The sequence below is a fragment of the Paenibacillus vietnamensis genome (genome assembly GCF_020169515.1).
Taxonomy (GTDB): Bacteria; Bacillota; Bacilli; order Paenibacillales; family Paenibacillaceae; genus Pristimantibacillus; species Pristimantibacillus vietnamensis.
In genome coordinates, this window is the sequence record NZ_JAHMHW010000012.1 from 114,652 (window position 1) to 129,574 (window position 14,923).

Sequence of the window (14,923 nt, forward strand, 5' to 3'; positions counted from 1 at the left end):
CTTCCGGACATATGATTGGTGCAGAGTGGTATTGCGCTGGCAGCTTGGTGGAAGTGGGGCAGCATCTTGTTGAAGGATTGGTTAACCTGGAGAATGATGAAGGATGATGAAATGGGTGTTGTGGCGGATGTAATGTAACAAATGTAGTATCCCATAGAAAAATAAACAAAACATGGGAATTAGGAAGGAATATTCCAGATAGGCTGCTTGTTCTACTATAAGTCCTAGGAATGGGGGAGTACTTTCCTTGGAAGCATGCCGAATTGCCCAATTGGGGATCATGGGACGAAACCGGTATGATCCCCAATACGGTAAACTCGTTTTGCGAAAGGAAAGGAAATGTCTAAAATAGATATGAATTTACCACTAATTATTCAGGTATCGGCGAGAAAAGAAAACATTCACAATAGATAGTGTAAGCGCTTCCGGGTATTGCGGACGCTCGTAAACTTTTTTATTTCACCTCACAATAAAACCTCGTTTCTTTAGTATCCAATCGGCTAAGGCCATCGCCTGCCAGCGATGGTCTTAGCCGTTAACAGTTCTTTTATGCCAAGGGTGAAAGGGGAATTTCATTTCAGCATGAATATTCATAAAACGACAGAACGGTACCAGTCAGCAAAGGAGCAACTGCAAAGTTGGATGGACGTACGTGATATGGATCGGGCCAATCTAGCTGCCGAGATCGAACGCTGCCGGATAGAACTGAACAACCTGGGTACGCTTCTGGGTGAAATCCACCCGAATGTGCTGGAAAAGTCACGGCAACTTGACGAGTTAATTCTGCAGCATATGGTAGGGATCTAGGAGAATATGAAGCAGATAATACAGCGGCAATTCAGGGCATTAATCACGTCCCGGACTGCCGCTGTTTTTGTTGTACCGGTACTAGTCAAAGTTGGTACTTTTTGGTTATCCATATTCGATCCATAATGATGGAGGGTTGCAACCACACAAAATTAAAAATTTGGAGGGTTTACGAAATGAATGATACGGAGGGTTTTATGATGAAAACTTGGAAAGGTTTGTTGTTAACGCTGATGATTGCCGCTGTTGCTCTAATATCTGTTGTTCCTTCTTCTTCGGTTTTCGCGAGAATGTCGGAGGATCCGATCATTGACGGAGGAGGCTATGACGGAGGAACGGGAGGAAGCACGGGAGGAAGCACTTCGTCTTCATCCACGATTCTAACGATTCCATCTTTAACCGCAGAGTCTACTTGGCAAAGCTCCAACGGCGGCCGCTACATGTACACACGTGCTACATTGCAGCGTTCGGGAGCTCTTGCCGGCCAACTGGATGTCGTGACTCGTACAAAAAACAACGTTAAACTAACCGGATTTACCGGCGGAGTGTTCATTTTGCTTCGCACAGCGGACGGTGCTGTCATCGGCGTAACCGATCAGAAGAAATTCGGCGTAGACGGACAATGGATCGGCCGTTACGACCGCACGGATTACTGGTCCTGGTCGTTCAGCCCGGAAGTGGCCGCAGCTACTGCTTATATGGAAATCATCCAACAGCACTCTGCAAAAGAGCTGGATGACCAGCTGGCTTACTGGCAAAGCACGGTATGCGGCAACTTGGACCGCCTAGGTTTGCCGAAGCCGCCTTACGGCTGCCCATAATAATACAATGCGGATAAAGTACCGGCCATCCCATGCCCGGTCCGGTACTAGTCAAAGTTGGTACTTTTTGGTTAGCGATACTCGATCCATAATGATGGAGGGTTGCAACCACACAAAATTAAAAATTTGGAGGGTTACGAAATGAATGATACGGAGGGTTTTATGATGAAAACTTGGAAAGGTTTGTTGTTAACGCTGATGATTGCCGCTGTTGCTCTAATATCTGTTGTTCCTTCTTCTTCGGTTTTCGCGAGAATGTCGGAGGATCCGATCATTGACGGAGGAGGCTATGACGGAGGAACGGGAGGAAGCACGGGAGGAAGCACTTCGTCTTCATCCACGATTCTAACGATTCCATCTTTAACCGCAGAGTCCACTTGGCAAAGCTCCAACGGCGGCCGCTACATGTACACACGGGCTACACTGCAGCGCTCGGGAGCGCTTGCCGGCCAGCTGGATGTCGTGACTCGTACAAAAAACAACGTTAAACTAACCGGATTTACCGGCGGAGTATTCATTTTGCTTCGCACAGCGGACGGTGCCGTTATCGGCGTAACCGATCAGAAGAAATTCGGTGTAGACGGACAATGGATCGGCCGTTACGACCGCACGGATTACTGGTCCTGGTCGTTCAGCCCGGAAGTGGCCGCAGCTACCGCTTATATGGAGATTATCCAACAGCACTCTGCAAAAGAGCTGGATGACCAGCTGGCCTACTGGCAAAGCACGGTATGCGGCAACTTGGACCGCCTAGGTTTGCCTAAGCCGCCTTACGGCTGCCCTCAATAAAATTCCAGCATAGGAGGAGGGAATTGACGGAATGAGTCAACATTTTGATATCATTGTGGTTGGTGCGCGGGTCGCGGGCTCGGCGCTTGCCTACGAGCTGTCGAGGTCCGGCTACTCGGTACTGCTGCTGGATAAAAGCCGATTCCCGAGCGACACGCTTTCGACTCATAATTTTTACGGAAACTCGCTGGCGATGCTGGAGGAGATGGGGATTTTGCCTAAGCTGCTGCAGACCGGCACCCCGACCTACAAGCGGGCGGTCATCCGGTTCGAGGATGCCGTCATTGACGGAGAGTTTCCGGAGTCTGACGGGAGGGCGGAGTGCTTGTGCATCAGGCGCACCCATCTGGACGATCTGATGTTCAAGCATGCGTCTTCGCAGCAGAGCGTTACCGCTATGGAAGGCTTTCGCTTGACGGATGTCATTCGTGACGGCGGGACGGTCACGGGGATCGAGGGCATCGACCGGAACGGAATCAGACAGCGGTTTTACGCGAAGCTGGTCGTAGGCGCGGACGGTCGCCGCTCTACGCTCCGGGATTTGGTGAACAGCAAATGCAAGCTGGCCGTTCCGACCGATTATGCGTCTTATGTCGGATATTACGAGGGCTACAGCCAGAACGGCGAGCTTCACGCGGAGCTTTACAAAATGAATGACAAATTAAGCATTGTATTCCCGACTAGCGACAATCTGTATGTAGTGGGCGTCATGTTCCCACTCGACAGCGCCGAGTGGGTGGAGAGGTTTAAGCAGTCGCCGGAGCTGGCCATGCAGGAGTGCATCGAGAGCGGTTTTGCGGGTTCCCCGCTCCAGGAGCGGATGCGCCAGGCATCACTAGTCGGGCGGGTCCGAGGACTGCTCGGTTACGATAACGACTGGCATGAAGGGATGGGAGCGGGGTGGGCGCTTACAGGAGACGCCCTCTCCTTCAAAGACCCGGCCGTCGGGCAGGGCATGCAGGATGCGCTCTTCGGCGCCCGGATTTTGACCGATGTGCTGACCAGCTTTCCCGATTGGAGCCGAAGCTGGAAGGAGATGGCGGCAAGCTATGAAAGGCTGATGGAAGAAAAAATGATGTTTCACTTCCAGCTGGCATGCCAATATACAAAAAATGCGCCGTTTACCCCGGAGCAAATGGCCGTTAACCGCCTGATCGCCTCCGATCCGATAGCGACGAAGGCATTCCTCGGCATCTACAACCGCGCGACGGAGCCGCTGCAATTCGCGCAGGTCCTTGCGGACTTGGCCTCCGGATGCCGGCAATAAATACATGAGAAACCCGATGCTACTTGGCATCGGGTTTTACCGTTTCGCTCGCATTTCCGTATTCCTTCACAGAGCGCCAGGCATCCGCCTCGTCGAAACGGCTGTCCTCTCTCCCTATCGGTCCGGAAGGAGGAGGCGTCATCACCTGCTCTTCTACCGGCCGATGGTCTGACGGCCCGGTATCATCGGAATGCCCAATACAGCGGGATGCCGTAGGAAGCGCCTGCAGACGCTCGAATTCGATATCTTCTCCGCATACCTCGCATTTTCCGTAAATGTCCGTTTTCAGAAGCTCCAGGGATTGGTTGACTTCCTCCAGCCGCTCGCCGAGCGACGCATCGATCGCCATATCCCGGCCTTTCTCGAACGTTTCCGTTCCAAGATCGGCAGGATGATTATCGTAAGAAGACAATTCGCCCGATGTGTCTTTAAGCGAGCCGCCAAGCTCCCCTTCGGATTCCTGATCTCTTTCGAAATGAGCCGTCAGATCCTTTTTCTCCTCCATAAGCTGCTCCTTTAGCTCTTTCAGCTGTGCTGGCGTTAAATCCGGCATCTTGAACTCCCCTTTCAGAAATGAGCTTTCTTGTTCTTACCCATTTACGGGGGAAGGTGACGCAAGAGGTGCCGTTTAGGCATGGCATCGTTAGTATTTTTTAAATAAGGGTAAATAGTATAAAAAGAGCAGACGAGGTGGCTGAGATGGAGGCGTATGGAGCCATATTCATAAAGCTGGCTACGGCGTTCGCCGGACTTTGGTGCATGACGCGCCTGCTTGGAAAGAGGGAAATCTCGCAGCTTTCGCCCTTCGACTTCATATCGGCTATGGTGCTAGGCGATCTCGTCGGCAACACGATTTACGATGAGAAGGCATCGGTATGGATGCTTATTTTTGCACTGGCGGTCTGGGCGGGTCTCTCTTATTTATTCGAAAAATTGCTGGAATTCGGGAAGTCATTTCGCAGGCATCTGGAAGGCAAGCCGGAGCTGCTGATTGTGGACGGCGAAATTGATATGGCTATGCTGCGCCGTAACAATATGTCGTTTGACGAACTGAGGATGATGCTTCGGCAGCGCGATGTGTTCTCCGTGAGCGATGTAGCGTATGCGGTGTATGAGACGAACGGGGCACTCAGTATTTTGAAAAAATCGGACTTTGAATCCGTGCGGCGCAGCGATCTCGAGCTTCCTTCATCGGCCGTAAGCCTGCCGCATGCTCTGGTCGAGGACGGGGTACTGCGGCCGGACGGGCTGGCTGTCATTGGCCGGGACGAGAAGTGGCTGGTGCAGGAATTGAACTCGCTCGGTTATGCGGATTTTCGTTCGGTTGCGTTCGCGGAATGGACAACGGAGGGCGAGCTCAAGGCGGTTTCGCGCTACGAAGGCGGAGGCTACCGAAAGGCCAAATCAGAAAGGGAGGTATCGTTATGAATTACGAGGAATGGAAGCGGCGGATCGAACGGATCGCTCTTCGGATTCAAGAGATCGGCGGCCAGGTTCATGAGCTCGTTATCGAAGAGCCGGCAACGGAAGCGCAAATTGTGGAGGTTGAACGGAAGCTGGGTTTCCCGCTGCCAACAAGCTTTAGAAGCACGCTGCTGGAGTTTTCTTCCCATTTCAGTTTCAGCTGGTTTTTACCTGACGACTTTAAGTTATCTGGAAAATGCCGCAAAGTTTGCGGAGGTTCGCCTCATTGGGGGCTGCATTTGCTCCAGCTGCTGGACGAGGACAGAAGAAATTGGGCCAGCAAGGTGTTCTCGAATAAAGAAGATGAATACGACGCCGTCTGGCACGATAAATTGGCCTTTCTGGCTGTAGGCAACGGCGATTACATGGCGTTTGACCGGAACGGAAGCGACGATCCTCCGGTCGTGTACCTCAGCAATGACGATGGGGACGGCCACGGATACAAAATGGGGGACAGCTTTCACGATTTTATCGAGAAATGGTCGAAGATCGCTTTTGTCGGCAACGAGGATTGGCAGTGGATGCCTTTTACATCGGACAAAAGCAGCGGCATTGAACCTGACGGGGAAGCGGCGCAGGAGTTTAGGGCTTGCTTGAGGCTGGATTTATAGCGGAGCGGCAGGTACTAGAGAAGGATAGAACTATTCCATTCCTTTGAGTCGCCTTATAATTTAATGGTGGGCGACTGTGAAGGAGGAGCATCGATTGCTAAAGCTTTTTGTACCTGTGTTGATTTCATTAACGTTATCGATGATTTATTGTATGAAGTTTAATAAGAGTCAAACCATCACCAAATTAATGATAGCTGGATCAGTAATTAATGTGGTTAGTCTGCTATTAGGGACGGTTTGGTTCTGGTCTACTGTATCTGATGGATTGGCGCAATTGGTACAGGGGGCTATATATGGCGTAAGCTTTTTTTGTCTCTTATTTCTTAATCTAATTACGGTTTTAATGATGAAAAAGAATTACCGTCAATAAATAAATTAAACAGACATTCGGGAGCGCTCTTGTCCATTTCAAGCGGTACGATCGTCTACATGGTGTTAGTACAGCTTTTCTTTTAGCTTTATTGAGCATAAAAAAACCGCATTCTTATGAGAATGCGGTTTGTCTGTTTACAGCATTATTAAAAATTATTGTAAATAACGTCGGCCGTTACTTTCCCGCTCGTGACGTCTCCCGAGGTGAAGCCGGATACCGTGTTGCCGACTTTAAATTCCTTGCTTACCAGCTGCTCGGAAGGATCCGGAGCCGTCGGGCCCGTGATGCCGTAAGTCGTATTTTCCGTTACCGTCACCCACAGCTCGCCGATTCGGAAGCTTTGGCCGTCGGCGCTTACCTCTTCAATGACACCGTCAATGTTGACCCGATGCTTAGCCGAAGTGGCCGGTCCCGGACCGTTATTTTCAACAACTCCGCCGCTTGGGTTGTTCGTAGCCGGATCAGGGGCAGTACCGCTTCCATTCTGGTTTACCGCATAAATGCTCAAGGTTAATACCGCGCAAGCCGCAAAGCTCGTTGCCCAGATGACTACCTTGTTTTTCTTTACCGCCGGATTAGCTGTTTTCATAGAAATCTCTCCATTTCGTTTATCGTTATTTATTTGTTTGTGCCTTTCCAGGTTTAAGCGTTCAAGCGTACGTTCTTGAAAGTCTTCGCTCGTTTTCAATTTGGACATGGCCGATTGATAACTCGATTTCTTCATCTTCACAAATCACCACCTATAACTTCTTTAAGCTGGTTGCGCCCGCGAGCAAGCCAAGTGCCTACCGTAGCCGGTTTGGCATGAAGAATGTCAGCTATTTCTTCCAATGAGTAACCCTCGTAATAATGCAGATGGATCGGGACCCGATATTTTTTATCCAGTGATAATACAGCCTGCATGACCATATAGTCGTCCACCGGCAGGTAAGACAGGTTGTCCGGTATGGGATTACGGCTTCTAAACCAGCCCGTTTTGAGCAGGTTTTTGCATTTATTGATCGTTGTCCGGATTAACCAGGCTTTCTCATGATCAGCGCTAGCGAAGACGGGGGATTTCTGGAGATAGGCCAGGAATACTTCCTGTGCGACTTCTTCCGCGTCGGCAACGTTTTTGAGATAAGCGAAGGCTATCCTGATCAGGCTGTCGGAATAGTTGACAACGGCTTTGCGGACGGATTCATTGAGCTCATATGAATCGATCACCAAATGTCCCCCTTTCACTAGTAATACAATTGAGGAGGCCGTTATTTTTCACGGTGTAAAAAAAGTTTAGAAAAATTGCTTTAAAAAGGGGAGCGCCGCGCTTTCTATCAGTATGTCCGTCTGCCGATAATGGCAACAGTCCGCGGGTTAGAAGTAAACAAAAAGCCGTTTGGACGAATGCAAAAACAGCGGCAGCCAGGGACGTGAACATCAGTCCTGACTACCGCTAACAAGGATCTTCTAAGATTGTCATTTTATTTTTTCACTATTTAAAGAGATATTTATAATAGGCCGGGAATTCCCGTATTATGGAGTAAATATCTCTAAACTCAAAGATTTTGGCGTGAGCTGAATACACTTCATCAAGATCCATTTTTCTAAACGCTAATTTTGTCCTGGATACATGAAAATATTGGGTAATAATCATAACGGAATCTATTTTTAATTCATTCATAATCTTGCTGGTATTTTGGGCGGTCATGTAGGAGTTGTACCCGTTACTATCCTCTATAATTTTATCTTCCGGTATTCCTTTTTCTATTAAGTAAGACTTCATAACCGTTGCCTCATCGAAACCTTCCTTGCCAATACCGCCGCTTACAATGATATTAGTAAAATAGCCTCGATTATAAAGTTCTACGGATCTATCTAATCTAGCTTTTAATCGCTCAGAAGGCTGTCCATTAACTTCTACTTTATTTCCTAAAACTACAGCTGCATCGACAGATTTCAATTCATCATTTAACCCATCTATGATCACGAAAGTAGTGTGAATGATAAACCAGATGATAAAAAGACCTGCTGATACTATTAAAAATCGTTTAATGGTAACAAAGTTCAATATTTCACCTGCATTCTTTCATTTCATATATCATTTGTTTCTAATTCATATTCGAATATACTCTTCAGTTCACTGTCTTCAATAATATATTTTATTTCTGATCTGGTAACATAAATGTTCTTCCTATCATATTGTATTCGCACTTCTGATTTATCCTTTAATCTAATAACAATTCCTGAAATTATGCTGGGATCTGCTGTATTGATCGATTTTATTGATTCGGGTGATATTGAATTATATATATTAATGATTCTTTCAGCCTGTTCTTTACCTAGATCTATATCAATATGTTTATATGTCGAATTAATCAATATGACTTTGCTCATCTTAGTGCTATCAATTTGCTGTTCATTAATCTTCTGATGCAATGAAAGACTTTCCATAAATTTTTTTTCTGAATCGTCAGTTAAGAACGAGAATATCACATAAGCAGAAAATATAATGAAGACAGCAGCTAAACCAATTATAATTTTGTTATAGATTGTATTCATCACTTGCCCCCATTTCTTATATCTCCGTTAGTCCAGACGCTGCTCCGCTTAGTTCAACAGACCTTTATTTTTTACCAGATTGTCTGTTTCATGAATGAGATCACGTAACATGTTCAAGGCCTGATCCAAACCGGTTTGATCTTCTGTGACCAAGGTCAATATGTTATTTATTCTATAGGAGTAATTGTCTGGCACCATGCAAAATGAATCGGCGATGGCAGCAGCTCCTTTTTCATTCATCCAGTAAGTTTCGTTAAGTGCAAACAAAACCTGATTCAAACAAGAAACTGACCTAAACCAGCATCCAGCTATGTAAGATAAATCTTTTTTATAAATCCCTTTTTTTCCAATCTCAAAAGAGAAATTTGCTTCCCATAGAAATTTTTGAATGATCGCTGTTTGCAAAACGTGCGGGTATGGATTTGTTCTGGACTTCATTGCTCCGACTAGACCTGACGGATCCCATAACACCTTACACAACGCTATTTCAGCTACATACACTGAGTTGATAAAACCATGAGGATGCCCCGGCTGATAGTCGATCGTGATATTCCCCATGAGGCATTGGTCAATTACTTTTGACACTTGATTAAGATCACGATACAAAAAATCGACCGGTATTTGATTCACTTTTAGCCAGCCGCCACCGTTAATCCATGGTCCCCAGCCGCCGATTTCTGTTATTAAGTTGTCTCTATGGTCGTCATCCAACATGGAGGCTGCCCGGCGAAGCTGGGCAATGTCTAACCCGCTGTCGGCGCTATAATAAATTCCAATATCAATATCGGAGGTGGGATTTTCAGTCCCCCTGGCTCTTGAACCGCCTAGAACCAAAGCATCGACACCATCGATCTGCTTAAGGCGATCAATAATGCTAGAAATAATATTTTGTACATCCATTTCTCTCACTCCGTTCCGAATATCTCAAATGCCTTTTTAAGCTTCTGTGTTATTGTGGTATTTCCATCGTAATAAAAGACGAGTATTTTGCCCATACCAAAAGATCCGTTTGGGGGGACGGCATCAGCGGTTGGAAATGGGTCGCGTTGTATTTCTCTAAACTGATAAAAAGATGACTATAAAAATGAGGATAAATAAAGTTTTTTTCATACCCCATTTCCTCCTTTTAAGCTTAGACGGGTTGAAAGTGGGAATGTTGCGTTAAAACTTTATCTTTGCACTCCCGCTGCAAATTATCGTGGTAGGACCGCTGGTTCGGTATCTGTTCAGCAGATTTGTGAAGGGCGGAAGAGAGGCGGAGGCTTTAGGATAAGCCGATAGAGGAATTGAGGCACGGAGACTGTAACCCTCAGTTATTTATCGAAACGATGGCCATACCATATACATTGGGAAGTTCATAAGAAAGGGAGGAACGATGGATTCCAATGCAGCGACTGCCTGGCCATCGTTCGAGCCTTGGGAACGGGTCCGATCCTTATTCGGGCGCATTCTGAGAAGCTGGTGCCCGGGCAGGTCGAGCTGCGATTCATCAAGAGACTCTGACGACGTTGAGGTCAGTGTCTCTTCTTTATAAAATCCGTGACAGCTTACGGTATTCCCGCGGCGAGATGCCTTCATGCCTGCGGAAGATGCGGCTGAAGTAATGGATGTCCGGATAACCGACTTGTCCTCCGACTTCTTCGACCGACAGCTCCGTTTCCCTCAGCAGCTTCCGTGCTTCCCGGTGCCGGACGGTGCTGACGAATTCGCCCGGCGGCATCCCGGCATGTTTCTTGAACAGCTTGGCAAAATGATCCTCGTTCATGCTAAGCTTCGCAGCGAGCTCTTTATTGGACCACGATTCGGCCGGCGCAGCTTCGATACCATGCATAAGAGCTGCGATTTTGGCGCCATGTACGGAAGCGTCCTCCAATCTGCGCGTTCTTTGCGTCCGAAGCAGCTGGGCGAGAATGTTCAGCATCAGCGACTTGCAAGCCAGCTCATAGCCGGCCGGACGCATCGCAAATTCGTGGACGAGCTCCTCCATCAGCTTGACGCAGGCTAGCGGCGGTGTATAGACGGGGCTTTCGGATAATGGTTCAAACGTTTCGGCAACGGCTTCCGAAGCGAATTTATTCGATTGAACGGCTTCTTCGCCGACGACGATATCCGCTTCCGTCTGAATGTCCAGCTCATCGAAAAAATCGAAATGAATGCCCAGAAGCTTGGCTCCCTGCGCCGATACGACTTCATTTTGGTGATAGACCCCCGCAGGAAGCAAGATCAGCTGACCGGCCGTTAGCAGGTAACGCTGCCCGTTCATCGTCGTAGCCGCATCGCCGTGGCATACGTAGATCAGCTCGAAGTCGTAAATTCTTCTCTGCTCCAGCTTGCCTTGGGGCAGCGTCTGAAATTGAGCATAATGGATGCTGGGAGACCATTCGCGAAACGGAGCCGTTTTGAGTATCGGATAGTTGGTTGCAGTGGGGTTCATCGTTTGTGTTTGTCCTCCTATGGGGCCCGAAACCCGGACATGAGATCCGTTATTTGTCTCAAAAGAGGCCATTTAAGCGTCCCGCGGACACAGGGTCCGTTATCGGCTAAAAAATGCCGTGCGAGCGGCTTCGTTTCAACGAATAAAGCATCTATTGTCCAGAAGTGCGGTTTTATCGTGTTTTTTCGCGGAATAGCGGATCGACGGTCCGGCATTTGCCGAGTCTCTATGAGAGGGCTCTACGTGGCTAGAGTTCTTACAAGCTATTATAATGCAGATGCAAAGATACGGAAACGCCGTTAAGCTTGCATAATGCAGATACAAGGACGCGGAAACGCCGTTAAGCTTGCATGCAAGCTGCCGGCAATTCGTGCGCTTTTCCATCCATAAGCCCAATGCCTCAAAAACGAAGCCCGATACCTCCAAGGTACCGGGCCTTTGTTTCATCCCGTTAAATATTGGGGGCTCAGCCGCTTACAGAGCCTCAAGCGCGCCATTCGCGTCCGCAGAACGGATTTCCGCTTCGACGATTTCAAGCGATTCGACTGCGCTTTCCGGCGTACATACCGACACCGGCTTGCCCTTGTCGACCGCTTCGATGAAGTATCTAAGCTCGCGGTAGTAGCCCATGTCCTCCGGCAGCTCGGCGAAAAAGCCGGGACCTCCGTTCGGATTAACCTTCAGCCGGTTGTTCTCGAAGACCAGGTTTCCGCCTTCGAAGTTGACCCGGAACGTCATCGCAAAGCCGAAATCGCCCTGCAGCGTCCAGTCCGCCTGCGCGTTCAGCACCTTGCCGTCCGGATACATATAGTTCGCGGAGACGATGTCGTAGCCGCTGCCCGGAATGACGCTGCGCGCGATGGCCGATACCCGATCCGGCTTGCCGAACAACCAATTGATCATATCTACATCGTGTATATGCATATCAAGGATGCATCCGCCGCTTTGTTCGCCGTCAAGGAACCAACCTTGCGGCGATCCGCCGCCGCGGAAAAAGCTTCCGGACGTTACTGCACCGTAGCGCCCGTCCTCCACGCAGGACTTCAAATATTCGTATGCCGGCCAGAATCGCAGGCATTGAGCGACCATGAACGTGCTGCCGGTTTTTTTCGCTGTATCCGCCATCCGCCGGCCATCCTCCGAGGTGAATGCGACCGGCTTTTCGCACAGCACGTGGATGCCTCTTTCAAGCAGACTGCAAGTTAAATCCGCATGAAGCTTAGTAGGGAGGGCTATGTCGACGATATCGAGCTGCTCGTGCTCAAGCATCGTGGCAATATCGTCATAAAGCCGGTAAGGCGACAAATCGTAAATGCTTTGACCGGTGGCGATATTGCCCCATGCCGCACCGTTTTTCAGCTCCTCGATGCGCAGGTCGCAAATCGAGACGAGCTGTACCGGCGCGCCTTCCGCAGCCAGTCGGACATAATTGTCAAAGTGCATGCGTCCCATAAAACCGAATCCGATTAAGCCAACCTTTAGCATGATTTATGTCTCCTTTTTCGTTATTTAGCGGCTTGCCGCCCTAGAATCGCGTCCATCGAGCTCGACGTGTTGAATAGGATTTGCTCGGAATGGTGCGCGTACGGGGGGATCATCTCTGCCGTAACATAATTGTCGTAGCCGGCCGATTTCAGCGCATTCATAACCGCAGGGAAGTCGACATCCCCCGCGAGCAAATCGACGAAGCCGTGCAAGCCGCCCGCCTGCCGGCGGTAGTCCTTGAAATGAACCTTTTTGATGCGGTGCTTTAAAACCCGGATCCAATGCTCCGGATAGCCGCTATAGAGGACGTTTCCCACGTCAAAATAGGAACCGACGAAGTCCGAGCCGTGCGCATCGATGAACGAACGCATTTCCAGCGGTGACAAAAGAAACTTGTTCCATACGTTCTCGATGGCGATGGCCACCCCGGCGTATTCCGCGAACGGCACCAGCCCGGCTATCGCTTCCAAGGCAGAGTCATAAGCCCGCTCATAGTCGACGACTTCGCCGCCAGGAATGAAATCGACGCCTACCGCACCGGGTATGACCAAAATCGCGTCGACGCCGAAGGCGGCTGCCAGCTCAAGCTGCTTCTTGCAAATGTCGATCGCCTTGCGGCGTTTGGCCGCATCGCTGCTCGTCATCGAGTAGGACCAGTAAAGCCCTGTCGCGAGGCCCGCGATTTCCAGCTCCGCATCGTCCAGCTGAGCCTTAATTTCGCGAACCTCCCGATCGGTTGCCTGAAGTCCCAGCTCCCCGGTCTCGTTCAGGGCAAGCTCGATACCGTCGAAGCCGGCTTTTTTGGATAACCGGATGCATTCTCCGATTGGTGTACCTTCCTTGAACGACCAGATGTTGATTCCTTTTTTCATCGGCGCTGCTCTCCTTTTCGGTTTGGCTAATTCCGTGTTTACATGAAAAGTGAAATTATCTCTTAATGCTTTTATATTAAACGCTTCTATGATCAAAAAGCTTTAGCGTAAAAAGTGTATTTTTGGACAATTCCGTGTAATTAAGCAATGACGCCTTCGCTGGATGAATCGGCCTGAGAATGCGTTATTCGGGAGCTGGCCAATGAAGAAGCGGAGCGGATTCTGCTGTGGGACGGTTATTCCGAAATCGGGCAGGTGCAGGAAATCGATCGAAAGCTGATGGAGCTTGTTTAGGAACGGGGCAAGGAATGAGCCGCTGCGCGGAGAACTATATGTTGAGGGCGCTTTCAAAAGTGAAAGAGCCGAGCAGTCAAGCAAGAGGACGATTCCATATCGAATACAAGGAGGAAAAGATTCCATGAACGTTTATAATGCCGCATCCGATATTGCGAATCCGGGCACAGGCCACAAGCTGGCCGACATTCCGGCTCATGATCCGTTTGTGGTGGCCGACGAGATCACAGGAACTTATTATCTTTACACCGGCGGGGGACCGAGGTTTAACGGGATGGACCGCCACGGCGTGCTCGTCTACAAAAGCAGGGATCTCGCGAATTGGGAAGGACCGTACGTCGTCTTCACCATTCCGGACGGCGCTTGGGCGAACCCGAAGCATGGCGCATGGGCGCCGGAGGTCCATGCCTATGGCGGACGATACTACTTGTTCGTTACGCTGCATAATAACGACAGGCCGCTGGAGGGAGAGGGGCATGGGGGCTTCCGGCTCCAATGGCGCGGAACGGCTATTGCCGTGTCGGACTCGCTTGAGGGGCCGTTCGAGCTGGTGAAGCAGGACGAGCCGATTCCGCCCGAGTACCATATGACGCTCGACGGTACGCTGTACATAGATGAAGAAGGCGGTCCCTGGATGGTCTATTGCCATGAATGGGTGCAGACGGCCGACGGCACGATCGAAGCCATCAGGCTGAAGGACGACCTTACCGGCCGGGTGTCGGAGCCGATTCATCTGTTCAGCGGCTCCGAGGCGCCATGGGACAATGGAGAGCATCCGGACGGAGGCGCCAATTCCATGTATGTGACGGACGGCTGTCAATTGTACCGGACAAGCGGCAACCGGCTGGTCATGCTGTGGTCGACTTACGAAGCAGGAAGCTACGTGCAGACGATCGCCCGTTCCGTATCGGGACGGCTGGAAGGGCCGTGGGAGCAGCTGGAGCCGCTCGTGTTCGAGGACAGCGGGCACGGCATGCTGTTTCAGACGTTCGAGGGAGCATGGATGCTTATTTTGCATTCCCCGTTCAAAATGCCCGACTCCAGATGCAAGCTGTATGAAATGACGGACACGGGCGATACCTTCAAGGTCAAGGCGGCCAGGCCGGATCTGGACGGAAGTCGAAATAACAGCGCTGCCAGCTAGATTTAAAAAGGAAGGAGTCTGCTT

General features: G+C 49.7%; 16 protein-coding genes. 7 read left to right on the top strand and 9 right to left on the bottom strand.

From position 1 onward, the window contains the following. Positions 1 to 582 precede the first annotated feature (582 nt). The 4 genes from KP806_RS19980 to KP806_RS19995 all read left to right on the top strand — a co-directional run bounded on the left by KP806_RS19980 (position 583) and on the right by KP806_RS19995 (position 3,684). Positions 583 to 807: an aspartyl-phosphate phosphatase Spo0E family protein gene (locus tag KP806_RS19980; RefSeq protein ID WP_224725502.1), complete on the top strand. Its 225-nt coding sequence runs from the start codon at positions 583 to 585 to the stop codon at positions 805 to 807. Positions 808 to 1,007: 200 nt separating this feature from the next. Then, on the top strand, positions 1,008 to 1,628 hold the full coding sequence (locus KP806_RS19985) for a hypothetical protein (RefSeq protein ID WP_224725503.1): 621 nt from the start codon (positions 1,008 to 1,010) through the stop codon (positions 1,626 to 1,628). A 165-nt stretch (positions 1,629 to 1,793) separates the two neighbouring features. After that, positions 1,794 to 2,417: a hypothetical protein gene (locus KP806_RS19990; protein ID WP_224725504.1), complete on the top strand. Its 624-nt coding sequence runs from the start codon at positions 1,794 to 1,796 to the stop codon at positions 2,415 to 2,417. A gap of 31 nt (positions 2,418 to 2,448) precedes the next feature. Beyond that, a complete protein-coding gene (locus KP806_RS19995; RefSeq protein WP_224725505.1) occupies positions 2,449 to 3,684 on the top strand; it encodes an NAD(P)/FAD-dependent oxidoreductase in 1,236 nt (411 codons plus the stop codon). A gap of 19 nt (positions 3,685 to 3,703) precedes the next feature. On the opposite strand, the gene KP806_RS20000 is transcribed toward KP806_RS19995, so the two are convergent. Beyond that, positions 3,704 to 4,237, bottom strand: coding sequence for a TraR/DksA C4-type zinc finger protein (locus KP806_RS20000; protein ID WP_224725506.1), 534 nt, complete (start codon positions 4,235 to 4,237; stop codon positions 3,704 to 3,706). A 146-nt stretch (positions 4,238 to 4,383) separates the two neighbouring features. Here KP806_RS20000 and KP806_RS20005 point away from each other — a divergent pair, with 146 nt between their 5' ends. Further along, positions 4,384 to 5,112, top strand: a complete 729-nt coding sequence (locus tag KP806_RS20005) for a DUF421 domain-containing protein (protein WP_224725554.1) — start codon at positions 4,384 to 4,386, stop codon at positions 5,110 to 5,112. Continuing rightward, entirely contained in the window at positions 5,109 to 5,759 is a 651-nt protein-coding gene (locus KP806_RS20010) for an SMI1/KNR4 family protein (RefSeq protein ID WP_224725507.1), read from the top strand. Before KP806_RS20005 ends, KP806_RS20010 begins: the two co-directional genes overlap by 4 nt. A 518-nt stretch (positions 5,760 to 6,277) precedes the next feature. Here KP806_RS20010 and KP806_RS20015 read toward each other — a convergent pair. From KP806_RS20015 to KP806_RS20050, 8 genes are all read right to left on the bottom strand, one after another. Further along, positions 6,278 to 6,721 carry a hypothetical protein gene (locus KP806_RS20015; RefSeq protein ID WP_224725508.1) on the bottom strand — a complete coding sequence of 148 codons (444 nt, stop codon included), beginning with the start codon at positions 6,719 to 6,721 and terminating at the stop codon, positions 6,278 to 6,280. Positions 6,722 to 6,858: 137 nt separating this feature from the next. Continuing rightward, a complete protein-coding gene (locus KP806_RS20020; protein WP_224725509.1) occupies positions 6,859 to 7,338 on the bottom strand; it encodes an RNA polymerase sigma factor in 480 nt (159 codons plus the stop codon). Positions 7,339 to 7,603: 265 nt separating this feature from the next. Continuing rightward, positions 7,604 to 8,179, bottom strand: a complete 576-nt coding sequence (locus tag KP806_RS20025; RefSeq protein ID WP_224725510.1) for a YdcF family protein — start codon at positions 8,177 to 8,179, stop codon at positions 7,604 to 7,606. A 23-nt stretch (positions 8,180 to 8,202) separates the two neighbouring features. Next, a complete protein-coding gene (locus tag KP806_RS20030; RefSeq protein WP_224725511.1) occupies positions 8,203 to 8,670 on the bottom strand; it encodes a hypothetical protein in 468 nt (155 codons plus the stop codon). Between the two features lie 48 nt (positions 8,671 to 8,718). Next, positions 8,719 to 9,570 carry a nucleotidyltransferase family protein gene (locus KP806_RS20035; RefSeq protein ID WP_224725512.1) on the bottom strand — a complete coding sequence of 284 codons (852 nt, stop codon included), beginning with the start codon at positions 9,568 to 9,570 and terminating at the stop codon, positions 8,719 to 8,721. A gap of 628 nt (positions 9,571 to 10,198) precedes the next feature. Beyond that, positions 10,199 to 11,104 carry an AraC family transcriptional regulator gene (locus tag KP806_RS20040; protein WP_224725513.1) on the bottom strand — a complete coding sequence of 302 codons (906 nt, stop codon included), beginning with the start codon at positions 11,102 to 11,104 and terminating at the stop codon, positions 10,199 to 10,201. Positions 11,105 to 11,578: 474 nt separating this feature from the next. Continuing rightward, on the bottom strand, positions 11,579 to 12,589 hold the full coding sequence (locus KP806_RS20045; RefSeq protein WP_224725514.1) for a Gfo/Idh/MocA family protein: 1,011 nt from the start codon (positions 12,587 to 12,589) through the stop codon (positions 11,579 to 11,581). A 20-nt stretch (positions 12,590 to 12,609) separates the two neighbouring features. After that, positions 12,610 to 13,461, bottom strand: coding sequence for a sugar phosphate isomerase/epimerase family protein (locus tag KP806_RS20050; protein WP_224725515.1), 852 nt, complete (start codon positions 13,459 to 13,461; stop codon positions 12,610 to 12,612). 418 nt (positions 13,462 to 13,879) lie between these two features. Here KP806_RS20050 and KP806_RS20055 point away from each other — a divergent pair, with 418 nt between their 5' ends. Further along, the gene (locus tag KP806_RS20055; protein ID WP_224725516.1) at positions 13,880 to 14,899 is read left to right on the top strand and encodes a glycoside hydrolase family 43 protein; all 1,020 of its coding nucleotides are present in this window, start codon (positions 13,880 to 13,882) and stop codon (positions 14,897 to 14,899) included. Positions 14,900 to 14,923: the final 24 nt, after the last annotated feature.